This is a genomic window from Hyphomonas sp. UBA3195 (assembly GCF_002366485.1).
In the GTDB taxonomy this organism is placed as follows: domain Bacteria; phylum Pseudomonadota; class Alphaproteobacteria; order Caulobacterales; family Hyphomonadaceae; genus Hyphomonas.
The window spans coordinates 7,719-19,623 of the sequence record NZ_DEXB01000004.1 but is presented as its reverse complement, the minus strand read 5'-3'; the positions used below and the strand labels follow the sequence as shown (position 1 = coordinate 19,623).

Below are 11,905 nucleotides of genomic sequence, written 5' to 3'. Positions count from 1 at the left end.
ATCGACCTTACCCCCCTTTACCGTACCGTTGTCGGCTTTGACCGGCTTGCGGGCATGATCGATCAGGCGTCTCGCCTCGACGGGTCACAAGGCTATCCCCCATACAATATCGAACGCGTTGACGAAAACGCCTTCGCCATCGAGATCGCGGTCGCGGGATTTACCGAAGATGACCTCGAGATCGAGACGAAAGAAGGCTTGCTGACTGTGGCCGGCAAGCGCGGCGAGAATGAAGACGGCGAGGGCCGCAACTATCTGCATCGCGGCATTGCCCAGCGCAGCTTCATCCGGCGCTATCAGCTGGCTGACCATGTCATCGTGACCGGTGCCAATCTGCAGCACGGCGTGCTGCGCATCGACCTTATTCGCGAACTTCCTGAAGAGAAGAAACCTCGCAAGATCGAGATTGGCGCCCCGGCAAAGTCGGAGCCGAAACTGATCGGCAAGAAATCGGCCAGCAACGCGGCCTAAACGCCGAGTTCTGATCAGATAAGAGAACGGCGCGTCCAGAGATGGGCGCGCCGTTTTTTGCATTCAGGCCCAGAAGTGTGGTGCCAGGTTTCCTGCCAGCGTGGCGGCGGCCTTTTCTCGCAGGATTTGCAGTGCAGGCTGGATCGCATCCGTGTCTGACTCTGACTGATAGGCCGCGAACACAGGATAGGCGATGGTCGGGACATCCGGAACTTCGAAAAGGAACCCTTTTGCCAGATGGGTTTCGACCAAGCGCCGAGGCAAATACCCGGCGGCTTCACTGGCGATGAGGAAGGACGGCCCGAAGAATCCCAGGGCGACTGTGGTCCTTGGCTCCATGAGCTTTGGCAGGATCTGGGCGTGCCGGTCACGATACTCTTCGCCCCAGTCGACATAGACATAACGGTCTTCGAATTCGCCCTTCGGATCGGTGGTGACCATGATGAGATCGTCATCCATCAAGTGTTCCACCGCGATATCGGTGCGCAGGCGAGGTTGATGCAGCACTGCGATGTCCAGAAGGCCTTCTGACAAAAGGCGTGACAGGGCAAGGGGCGTGCCGGCCTCCGCCTTGAAGGCGACGTTTGTCATTTGCTCCTGCATCTCCACAAGTGCCTGGGAGAGGAAGCGGGCCCAGAGATTGTACTGCCCACCGAGGATCAGCATATCGTCAAAGGTTTCCGGAATCCCGGCCTGCTGACGACCTTGCTCCCATGCGCGCACAATTGTCCGGGCATATCGTTCGAAATGATAGCCGTGTGATGTCAGCCGGGCGCCGGCTTTCGATCGTGCGAACACTCTTTGTCCGAGGCGATCTTCCAGCGTCCGGATCCGGGCGCTCACCGTGGATTGGGTGACGTGTACCTTGTCCGCCGCACCCTGAAACGTGCCGGTTTCAATGACTGCCAGGAATGTGCGAGCAACTTCAACATCAATCATTCAATATTCCGATTTCAAGCATCGATTAAATTCGTTATTCGAATTCCATGTAACTCCCTATCTAGGCAGCATGTCAGATCAAGGAGAAACGACAATGAAAACCCATCTCATCGCCGGTCTCGCCGCACTCACCCTGCTTGGCGCCTGCGCTTCCGCGGCGGCCGCACCAGCCGTCTCGTCCAACATTTCCATGTCCGATCTCGATCGGAAGGAGCTGAAGCAGTGGAACAAAGCCGAGAAAGACATTCGCAAGGGTGAGAAGCTCATCGCGGAGGGTAACAAGGACCTTGAAAAGGGCGAGGAAATGGTCCGCAAGGCCCGTCAGGCGCTTCGCAAGGGCGAAGACAAGGTCGCCGATGCTGAGGCGGATGTCCGAAAGGGTGAACGCCTTGTCGCGGACGCGCGGAACGTCCAGACGCGGCTTGAAGTGCTCAACCCTGCGCCCGCCGAAACCGGGTCGCCCGAGTCCTGATATAGACAAAACCAAAGAAAACGGCGCGACCACAGGGACGCGCCGTTTTTCTATTTGCGAATTGTCTCTGGCGGCTAGCCGAAGAATTTCGAGCAACCGGCTTCCGACAGGAAGCCTTTGAGAGCGTCGTCGCTGAGCGAAGCGCCGACCGCCTTGCGGACGGAATCATAGGCGCGGGCAGCATAGGTTTGCGTGGTCTGTTCAAAGCTGCCGCCCTCGATGGATGCGGAAACATTCTTGTCACCGCGTTCGGCAGCTTTGGAATTGGCCTTGGCCCAGGGCAAATAGGTTTTCGAGACTTCCTCGGCAAACAGCGGCGTCAGCGTGGGCGCAAGCGCTTCCAGCGACGCGAAAGGCGCGCCCGGTTTGGGATCTTCCATATTCTCGATCCAGGCAACCACAAAGGGGGCGTGCTTCTTGAGCCATTCGGCCGGGGTCTTGTCCATCATCATCTGTTGGAACTGCGCGGCGAGGGCGAAATCGGCCGCGGACGGACGACCGCCGAAGATGTAGAGTTGCTCGGTCAAATGCGCGTTGAGCAGCGTTGCAAAGCGTTCGAACGAGGCTTTCAGCATGTCTGCATTTGCGCTGTCGGCGCCAACCAGATTCAGACGGTCGGCCATGCGTTCGGCAATTTGCTTCTGGGCCTTCTTGTAGGCGCGGGGGCGTTTGCCGCCATAGAGCTGGACCAGCACGCGCAGGGCAGCGTCTTCGCGGTCGGGCTTCTGGCTCCAGCGCTCAAGGAACATGATCTTGTTCAGCCATTCATCCGCATAGTCTTCAAGGATCAGCGCAAGGGTCGACGTGGCAACGTCGTCCGGAACGGCCGTAGGCTCCGGATGGTCTTCCTCAAGGGCGGAAATGATTGCCGTGGAATCCTGATTGGCCGATCGCGAAGGGGAGACCAGCAGCGGCACAGAGGCCACGCGCGCCAATGCCTGGAATTCTTCCTCATTCTCGCGTGAGCGGGATACCCAGTCGAAATCAATATTCTTGTAGCGCAGGAACGACCGCACTTTCTGGGAATAGGGCGAGGTATCTGCGCCGAAGAGGCGATAATCGGACATGGGCATACGGCTTTCATTGTGTTTGGCCCTGTCTGTAGGCATTTCAGCACGCACTGCCAAGGAGCGTTTGCCGCAGCTGGTGATAATGGGTATGCGCTCGGTCAGAACTTGTTGGACATTGAAAGGAGCGGCAGATGCGGATCATGCACGTGATGGCGGGCGCCCAGGAAGGCGGCGCAGAGAACATCATGCTGGAATCCGTGCTGGCACTGGCAGAAGCCGGTCTGACCCAGCATGTGGTCACACGACCGGACAACCAGTTCCGCGTCCAGAAATTCCGCGAGGCTGGCATCGGGGTGGATGTGGCCGCGTTCAACAATACGTGGCCCTTCCCGACGCGGCGCGTGATTGGCGACGCGATCAAGGTCTTCAAGCCGGATGTTATCGAGTACTGGATGGGCCGCGCCGGGCAATATGCGCCGAAGGAATACCGCAATCGTTCGATTGGTTGGTATGGTGGCTATTACAAACTTGCGCGCTTCGTGAATTGCGAATGGCATGTCGGCCTGACCATCGATTTGCTGCGTCACATCCGCGAACAAGGTGTCCCGGACGATCGCTCCGCCATCGTTCACACCTATGCTGATTTTGAAGGCACTGATCCGGCCAGCCGCGCGGCGCTGGATACGCCCGAAGATGCGCCCGTTGCGCTCGCGCTGGCGCGCCTGCATGAGAAGAAGGGTCTCGACACGTTGCTGGATGCCACGGCCAAAGTGCCCGGCCTGTATGTCTGGATCGCGGGCGATGGCCCGATTGAGGCAGAGTTGAAGGCGCAGTGTACCAAACTTGGGCTGGATGATCGGGTTCGCTTCCTAGGCTGGCGCAATGATCGCGGCGCGCTGCTCGCGGCCTGCGATGTGGTGGCCTTCCCGTCCCGCTACGAGCCGTTCGGCACGGTGACCGTCGACGCATGGGCAGCGTCCCGTCCGCTGGTTGCGGCAGATGCGGTTGGCCCGGCAGCCTATGTGAAGAATGAAGTGAACGGGCTGTTGATTCCGAAGAATGATGTCGATGCGCTCGCCACGGCGCTCAGCCGGGTGATCTCGGACAAGGCGCTCGCGGCAAAGCTGGTCGAAGGTGGCCGAGCCTCATATGAGCAGCAGTTCAACAAGGCCGCGTTCCAGCGCGATTCCGTGGCGCTGTATGAAAAGATCATCGCGCATGCCGGGCCATTCACTGGCTAGAGCAGGCTTGCGAAGAATTTTCGGTAAAGTCGGCGGCTCTCGCGCTGGCCAAGCCCGATCCGGACTTCAATTCCAGCGTCCCTGAGGGCGCGGATGCCCCCATTGGCGACCGGGTGTGGGTCGTCTATGGCGCAGACGACGCGGGCGATGCCGGCCTCCAGCAATTTCACGGAGCAGGATTTTCCGCCCTGGGATCGCTCGCGGCAGGGCTCCAGTGTGACATAGGCGGTGCCACCTCGCGCAGCGGCTCCGGCCTCGTCCAGCGCGACCTCCTCGGCATGGGGACGCCCGCCCAGACCGGTTACCCCCGCGCCGACGACATGCCCGTCAGAGTTCAGGATGATACACCCAACCGACGGGTTTATCCCGGTGAGGCCGTTGTTGAGCCGAGCCAGGCTGTGGGCCCGTCCCATCATGCGCCGGTCGCGCCGTCGGGACGGGCGAAAGCTCATGGCAGTTCAGGAAGCGGCTTGCTGCGATCAGCATCCAAATAACGAACGGAGACTGGCTTGAGCGTGTCATCCAGATCAATGTAGAGCGGATTACCGGTTGGAATCTCGATCCCGGTAATGGACTCATCCGGCACCCGGAACAGATGTTTCACCAGGGCGCGCAGGGAGTTGCCATGTGCTGCAATGACGACGTCCGTTCCGGATTTGAGCACGGGTGTGATCGCTTCTTCCCAATAGGGCAGCACACGTTCCAGTGTCAGCTTCAGACTTTCGGTGTTCGGGATATCGATGCCCTTGTAGCGGGGGTCGCCTGCCAGATCGAACTCGCTGCCAGCTTCCATCGGCGGTGGGGGAATGTCGTAGGAGCGGCGCCAGATATGAACCTGATCTTCGCCATGTTTGTCGGCAGTCTCTGCCTTGTTGAGACCGGTCAGGCCACCATAGTGGCGCTCATTCAGGCGCCAATGCTTGGTCACCGGCATCCATACGCGGTCCATCTCCGTCAGGGCGATCCAGAGCGTACGGATGGCGCGGGTCTGAACGCTGGTGAACGCGGCGCGGAAATCGGCGTCGCAGGCTTTCAGCATTTCACCGGACTTTTTGGCTTCGGCTTCGCCCTTCTCGGTCAGGTCGGCATCCCACCAGCCGGTGAACCGGTTTTGCAGGTTCCATTCGGATTGGCCGTGGCGGACAAGCGCTAATCTGGGCATGAAAAATTCCTTTTTGGTCTGTTGCGGGCCCTTTTCAGCGTAAAAGGGTCCGGGTTCAAGCTTCCATCGCCCGGATCAGCTCTGAAAATGCGAGCGTGACATGGTAGCCGGTGGACGCTGGCATGTTGGTTGAGACGATGTGGCCATCGCCATCATACTGGTCGATCCACCCGCCTTCCGGGGTGAGATATTCGTCCATGAGGATGTCGAAGCTCTGGCAGGCCGCGGCAGCGATGGCGTCGTCATCAGTCAGATTCAGCATTGCCAGATGCGCCTTGAGCGCTTCGGTCTGCGACCAGGTGCGTCGCCCCGCATTGTGGGGTGCGCCATCGCGGGTGACTTCCAGAATGGCCCGCCCGTCTGGATCCAGCGTGCTGGTGGCAAAGCTGTACAAGCGACCGGCAATGGGCGGAATTGGCTGGTCGGTTGCGCGGGCGTGCTGGCTCAATAGCCAGATCCACTCGAACTGGTGACCCGGCTCGACAATGCGCGCGGCATCGCCTGCGCCTTCTGCCCAGTCCGGGGCAAAAAATTCTCCCAGCAGCCCGCCGGGGCCTGCGGTGAATTTTGCCTGAAACAGGGAGATGAGTTCGCTGGCGCGGGTGAGATGGTCCCCTTCAGGGTCGGCCCGGTGCAGGGCCAGGCACGCTTCCAGCAAATGCATATGCGGATTTTGGCTGCGCTGGGATGGCGGCGGCAAGCTTTCGGCATAGCCGCCATTGATCCGGTCTTTCATCCGCCCGTCCAGCGCATCCAGCAGCGCCCTTGCCGAAGCGATCGCGCCGCTTCCGTCGTCCAGAGCTTCACTGGCCACGGCGAGCGCGTAGAGCGTGAAGGCGAGATCATACGTGTCGGGCGTATCGTCGACATATTCGTGGCTATCTGCGTTGAGCGTGCGACCCACGAGGCCATCTTCCCGCCGAGCCGTACCGCTGAGGGTGCGCACGCCATGATGAACCAGATCAAGTGATATGTCTGGTTTCCAGCCGAGCAGGGCGGCCTGCGCGAAAACATAGGTTTGCCGGGCCTGCACGCGAATGCGTGTGATCTCGTCTTGTACCGGCGCGTGATCCAGAGACAGTGTTTCTCGAAACAGGCCAGACTCGCCGATTCCGCGCTCGCTCCAAAGGGGGAAGCACGCTTCAAAAAGCCAGTGACGAGCTTCCTTGGCTCGCCGCCTCAATGCCGCTTTCGACATGGAACTCGCCCCCGTTAATTGCATGCATGGCAGCGTCTACGGCTCGCCAAACCGCCCAGCTTCCTGCTAACAGGAGTGCCAGTCCTTGGCTAGCGGGTGCCACCGCCGAACTGTGAAAGAGCTCCTCGTTCATGAAAGACCGGATCTTCTTCCCTCTGGCCTTCCTGCTGGTGGTCGGCATGGTTGTGCTGGCCATCTGGCCCGCTATTGGCCGCTTGCCGGATGGCCCCATAACGGGCGATGGCACCAATTATGATCGCGTCACGGTCAGCGGGCAATTTCTGAACAAGATTCTTGCCGGCGGCGACGCCACGACCGAGCTCGTGCGCAATCGGGGCGACGACTATTTGCTCTATATCGAAGCCCAGGCCGGCTTGCTTGGGCCCGAGCCCGAAGACGGCCCGCATTTCCGCCTCGCCAGTGATCTTGAAGTGCAATTCTCGGGGCGCCGCGTTCGCTGCACCGTCCGCATGCGTCCGGCAGATCAACGCGGCGCCATGCAGGCCAAGGTGAACTATTCCGTGGGTCGGGAAGGCGATTCCGGCTGGCAGGTTTTTGACCTTGTTTCGGGTTTTGAGAATTTCAGTTTCGAATATGTCGTTCCGGAACATATTGGAGATCAGGGCTTCGATTATTTTGCCATACGTCCGGTTGTGCCTGAAAAGTCACGAGCCCTTCTGGTCGAAAGTGTCACCTTCGAGCGCATTGAATAAGCCGTTCGCATGACAGAGTGCCGCGCTTGGCAGCGACGTTTGACGATTTAAGTTGATAAGGGTGGGCGGAATTTGTCGCTTTGCCCAGATACCTGACAAGATTTGTCTTTCATGGAGATACCATGCGCAAGATTTTCGCTCCGCTCAGCTTTTTGGCCCTCGCGGCCTGTGGAACACAAACACCAACGGAGACTCCCTTGGCAGACACACTTCCCCCACCCCAGGTTTCTGAGGCAACTGCAGAAGACCCCTATCTCTGGCTGGAAGAAGTTGAAGGTGAGGCAGCGCTTGACTGGGTGCGCAATCAGAATGACCGCTCGCTGAAAGAGCTGAAGGCAGATCCTGATTATGCGGGATATGAGGCGGCCGCGATCGAGGCGCTGACCTCGGCAGAGCGTATTCCCTACGGATCAATTCGTGACGGGATGGTCTACAATTTCTGGCAGGACGAAACGCATGTGCGCGGTCTGTGGCGTCGGACAACGCTGGAAAGTTATGCCAGTGACACGCCGGAGTGGGAAACCATTCTCGATTTCGACAAGCTTGCGGAAGAAGAAGGCAAGAACTGGGTCTACAAGGGCGCAGACTGTTTCCGGCCCAAGGGCAGCGATATTGGCTACAAATGCATGATCTCCCTGTCGAATGGCGGCAAGGACGCGATTGTCCGCCGCGAATTCGATCTTGCGACCAAGCAATTCGTTGATGACGGCTTCGTCACGCCAGAGGCCAAGCAGGGCGGTGCCTGGGCCAGCCCTGACACTTTGTTGATCGCAACCGATTGGGGCGAGGAAACACTGACCGCGTCCGGCTATCCTTTCATCGTGAAACGCTGGGACCGCGGTACGCCACTGGACGCCGCCGAAGAGGTGATCCGCGGCGAGGTGGATGATGTCGGCGTCTGGCCAATGACGCTGGAGCTTGAGGATGGGCGCATTCTGCAGGGCGCGGCTCAGGCCGACACGTTCTTCACGACACGCTACTGGTGGTTCCCCGATGGAGAGAGCGAGCCGGTGCAGTGGCCTATCCCGCCAAAGTCTTCACCAGAAGGAATCCATGAAGGCCGATTGCTTGTTTCTTTGAAGCAGGATTGGACTCCGACGGGTCAGGAAACGACATTCAAATCCGGTGATCTGGTCGCCTTCGATGTCGAGACCTTCATGGAGACCCGCGCATTGCCGCCGGTTTCACTTGTGTTTCACCCGAGCGAAACGCAGGCCTTGAAAGGCGTGTCCACTGCAAAGGGCGCCCTGCTTCTGGGGGTAGGTGATACGGCGGTTGGCAAGGTCATGCGCGCCACCGCGAGCGATGCCGGCTGGATGCTGGAACCCATTTCCCTTCCCGGCACGGGCCAGGCCAGCGTCGCATTTGCCAGCGACGAAGAGGATACGGTCTTCATCAACTATGAGGATTTCCTGACGCCAGATTCGCTGCTCTCCTACAGTGCCTCGACGGGGGACGTAAAAACCCTCAAGAGTCTGCCGCCGAAATTTGATGCAACAGGCCTGAGTGTCACGCAGCATTTTGCGACGTCGAAGGACGGCACGCGCGTGCCTTATTTCCTCGTAAGCAAAGCAGATCTGCCGCTCGACGGTTCCACGCCGACGCTTCTATACGGGTATGGCGGGTTCCAGGTCTCGCTGAATCCGTCCTACAGCGCTGTCACAGGTCGTCTGTGGCTGGAACAGGGGGGTGCTTATGTGTTGGCGAACATCCGCGGCGGGGGCGAGTTCGGCCCCGAGTGGCATCAGGCTGGCCTGAAGCAGAATCGCCAGCGAATCTATGATGACTTCATTTCGGTCGGTGAGGACCTGATTGAACGAGGCGTTACATCACCGGAGCATCTCGGCATCATGGGTGGCTCAAATGGTGGCCTGCTCATGGGCGTCATGCTGAACCAGCGGCCAGACCTCTGGAACGCGGTCGTCGTGCAGGTGCCGCTGCTCGACATGATGCGTTACCACTTATTGCTGGCAGGCGCGTCGTGGGTAGATGAATACGGATCGCCGGAAGTGCCGGACGAACGGGCTTTTCTTGAGACGATTTCGCCCTACCAGAACTTTGATGCCACGAAGGACTATCCGGTGCCCTTCTTCGTTACCTCGACCAAGGATGATCGCGTCCATCCCGGTCACGCGCGCAAGATGGCCGCGAAGTTTGAGGCGGCGGGCCTGCCATTCTACTATTATGAGAACATTGATGGCGGGCATTCGGCAGCGGCGAACCAGAAGGAGCGCGCCAAGCGGTCTGCTCTGGAATTCACCTACCTGACCAAGCGGCTAGGCCGGACAAATTGACAAGAAGGTTCCAAATAGGAACTTTTATCGGGTCTGAAAATAGAACTGGAACTCCTGACTTCGGTTTTTCTTGCCTCGATCAGTCTCCGGCCTAATGATCTAAATCATGAACCTTGCGGAGCCGCCCCCGGAAAATGACGTTGTTCGCCTGGATACGCTCACGGCGGACCATAAAGAGGTCGTGCTGGCGACTCCGGTGGCTGAATCCATGTGGCAGTGGATGCCCGTAATGCCCACTGGCACCAGCCTCGAAGCGTATATGGACCATAGTCTGGACATGAAAGGGACGGACGCCTTCCATCCTTTCTATGTGGTCGACAAGGCGACAGGTGAGTTTGCGGGTCTTGCCGCATTCGAGCGGGTGTCGCGCACGCATCGCCGGCTCGAAATCGGCTTTGTCTGGCATCCAGAGAAGTATCGCGGCACAGCCATTGTGCCCGCAACGCAACTGGCGCTTCTGACTCGCGCCCATGAGGCGCGCTTCCGGCGAATTTCGTATTTCGTACCGGAACAGAATGAGCGCGCCATTCGTGCCTTCAGCAAAATGGGCGCCCAGCGCGAGGGCTTGATCCGGAACTACATGCGTACGGCCGGGGGCACATGGGCCAATATGGTTGTCCTCAGCCTGGTCGGAGACGAGATCAAGGCGGCGATTGCCGTGTTGCGAGACCGGGTGCGCGCGCTTCAGCTCGCTTGACGCCGCGGCTCCCGCATGCTTTAGGCGCGCCAACATCTGCGCAAATTTGAAAAGCGCGCTTTGACTGATCCATGAGGTCAGCGAGGCCCCCCGCCCGGCGAAGTGTCGCTCAGCGGGGCTCTTCTGCTTTGTGCAATGGGTTTGATCGCCTATGTCAGACACATCTGGCAAACGGCAAAGGAGCGACAAAGATGTTCGACACGCTGAGCGAACGCCTTGGAGGAATTTTCGACGGCCTGACCGGTCGCGGTGCACTGTCCGAAAAGGACGTGAACGCGGCCCTGCGCGAGATTCGGGTCGCCTTGCTTGAGGCGGACGTCGCCCTGCCTGTCGTGAAGGATTTCATCGACAGCGTGCGCGCCCGCGCGGTGGGCGAGGAAGTCATTCGTTCGGTCAAGCCCGGTCAGCAAGTCATCAAGATTGTCTATGACGGCCTTGTCGAGATGCTCGGCGGCGAAGAGGCCGATACCAGCCTGCGCATCGACAGCCCGCCGGCCATTATCATGATGGCCGGTCTGCAAGGCTCGGGTAAGACGACCACGACCGGCAAGCTCGCCAAGCGCCTGTCGGAAAAGGAACGCAAGCGCGTCCTGCTCGCCTCGCTTGATACGCGCCGTCCGGCCGCGATGGAACAGCTCGCGATCCTTGCCGACCAGTGCAACGAAAATGTCAGCGCCCTGCCGATCATTCAGGGCCAGTTGCCGGCTGATATTGCCCGTCGCGCCCTGAACGCCGCGAAGATCAGCGGCTATGACGTCCTCATCCTCGATACGGCCGGTCGCACGACGATCGACGAGCAGATGATGAATGAAGTGGCGGAGATCGCGCAGATCGCGAACCCGTCTGAAACGCTGCTCGTGGCTGATGCCCTGACGGGCCAGGACGCTGTTGAAACCGCCAGCCGCTTCCACGCTCGCCTGCCGCTGACCGGCCTTGTCCTGACACGGATGGATGGCGATGGCCGCGGCGGCGCGGCGCTTTCCATGCGCGCCGTTACGAGTCTGCCGATCAAGTTCATGGGCGTCGGCGAAAAGCTCGACGGCCTTGATGCCTTCGATGCCAAGCGGGTGGCTGGCCGGATTCTCGGACAGGGCGACATTGTCTCGCTGGTCGAAAAGGCCGCCGAGCAGATGGACGCCGAAAAGGCCGAGCGCATGGCGGAGAAACTCCGCAAGGGCGAATTCGACCTTGAGGACATGGCCGACCAGTTCCGCCAGATGCAGCGCATGGGCGGTCTTGGCGGCCTGATGGGCATGTTGCCCGGCGCGCGCAAGGCAAAGGCCGCGATGGATTCGGCCAATCTCGACGACAATGTGCTGAAGCGCCAGGAAGCGATCATTCTGTCCATGACGCGCAAGGAGCGTCGCAAACCGGCCATCCTGAATGCGTCTCGCCGCAAGCGGATTGCCGCTGGCGCTGGCGTGACCGTGCAAGAGGTCAACAAGGTGTTGAAGATGCACCAGCAGATGGCCGGCATGATGAAGAAGATGCGCCAGAAGGGCGGTATGAAGAACATGATGAACATGGCCCAGGCCGCAGGCATCTCGCCGGGCGACCTTGCCAAGATGGGCGGCGGGGCAGGCGGCTTGCCCGGTCTTGGTGGCGGTGGACTGCCACCGGGCATGGGCGGTCTTCCCGGCCTCGGCGGAGGGAAAAAGAAATGACCAATGAGCAAAGCGACGCCTTCGCCCTGCTGCAGCTGACCAAG

General features: G+C 59.8%; 12 protein-coding genes. 7 read left to right on the top strand and 5 right to left on the bottom strand.

Features of this window, described 5'->3' with window-relative positions; all coding sequences use genetic code 11:
• Positions 1-471: Hsp20 family protein (locus B2344_RS02045; protein WP_349679771.1), on the top strand; the 471-nt coding region annotated here is incomplete at its 5' end.
• Between the two features lie 63 nt (positions 472-534).
• On the opposite strand, the gene B2344_RS02040 is transcribed toward B2344_RS02045, so the two are convergent.
• Complete coding sequence (locus B2344_RS02040) at positions 535-1,410, bottom strand: LysR family transcriptional regulator (protein ID WP_290483752.1); 876 nt, start codon at positions 1,408-1,410, stop codon at positions 535-537.
• Positions 1,411-1,504: 94 nt separating this feature from the next.
• On the opposite strand from B2344_RS02040, the gene B2344_RS02035 reads away from it, so the two are divergent.
• The gene (locus tag B2344_RS02035) at positions 1,505-1,882 is read left to right on the top strand and encodes a hypothetical protein (RefSeq protein ID WP_206991788.1); all 378 of its coding nucleotides are present in this window, start codon (positions 1,505-1,507) and stop codon (positions 1,880-1,882) included.
• 74 nt (positions 1,883-1,956) lie between these two features.
• Here the strand turns inward: B2344_RS02035 and B2344_RS02030 are convergent, their stop codons facing one another.
• Complete coding sequence (locus B2344_RS02030; RefSeq protein WP_206991789.1) at positions 1,957-2,949, bottom strand: glutathione S-transferase family protein; 993 nt, start codon at positions 2,947-2,949, stop codon at positions 1,957-1,959.
• A gap of 134 nt (positions 2,950-3,083) precedes the next feature.
• On the opposite strand from B2344_RS02030, the gene B2344_RS02025 reads away from it, so the two are divergent.
• Positions 3,084-4,133 (top strand): glycosyltransferase, encoded by a 1,050-nt coding sequence (locus tag B2344_RS02025; RefSeq protein WP_206991790.1) that lies wholly within the window; start codon positions 3,084-3,086, stop codon positions 4,131-4,133.
• Here B2344_RS02025 and B2344_RS02020 read toward each other — a convergent pair.
• From B2344_RS02020 to B2344_RS02010, 3 genes are read right to left on the bottom strand one after another with little or no spacing between them, the layout of a single operon-like run.
• A complete protein-coding gene (locus B2344_RS02020) occupies positions 4,130-4,585 on the bottom strand; it encodes a riboflavin biosynthesis protein RibD (protein ID WP_290484570.1) in 456 nt (151 codons plus the stop codon). The genes B2344_RS02025 and B2344_RS02020 overlap by 4 nt on opposite strands.
• A complete protein-coding gene (gpmA, locus tag B2344_RS02015) occupies positions 4,582-5,295 on the bottom strand; it encodes a 2,3-diphosphoglycerate-dependent phosphoglycerate mutase (protein ID WP_290484569.1) in 714 nt (237 codons plus the stop codon). The genes B2344_RS02020 and gpmA overlap by 4 nt, the downstream gene beginning before the upstream one ends.
• 55 nt (positions 5,296-5,350) lie before the next feature.
• Positions 5,351-6,493 (bottom strand): AGE family epimerase/isomerase, encoded by a 1,143-nt coding sequence (locus tag B2344_RS02010; RefSeq protein ID WP_206991792.1) that lies wholly within the window; start codon positions 6,491-6,493, stop codon positions 5,351-5,353.
• 131 nt (positions 6,494-6,624) lie between these two features.
• Between B2344_RS02010 and B2344_RS02005 the strand changes: the two genes are divergently transcribed.
• From B2344_RS02005 to ffh, 4 genes are all read left to right on the top strand, one after another.
• The gene (locus B2344_RS02005) at positions 6,625-7,206 is read left to right on the top strand and encodes a hypothetical protein (RefSeq protein WP_206991793.1); all 582 of its coding nucleotides are present in this window, start codon (positions 6,625-6,627) and stop codon (positions 7,204-7,206) included.
• 122 nt (positions 7,207-7,328) lie between these two features.
• Positions 7,329-9,500: a prolyl oligopeptidase family serine peptidase gene (locus tag B2344_RS02000; protein ID WP_414651725.1), complete on the top strand. Its 2,172-nt coding sequence runs from the start codon at positions 7,329-7,331 to the stop codon at positions 9,498-9,500.
• 106 nt (positions 9,501-9,606) lie between these two features.
• Positions 9,607-10,197 carry a GNAT family N-acetyltransferase gene (locus B2344_RS01995; protein WP_034817254.1) on the top strand — a complete coding sequence of 197 codons (591 nt, stop codon included), beginning with the start codon at positions 9,607-9,609 and terminating at the stop codon, positions 10,195-10,197.
• 191 nt (positions 10,198-10,388) lie between these two features.
• On the top strand, positions 10,389-11,861 hold the full coding sequence (ffh, locus tag B2344_RS01990; RefSeq protein WP_206991795.1) for a signal recognition particle protein: 1,473 nt from the start codon (positions 10,389-10,391) through the stop codon (positions 11,859-11,861).
• Positions 11,862-11,905: the final 44 nt, after the last annotated feature.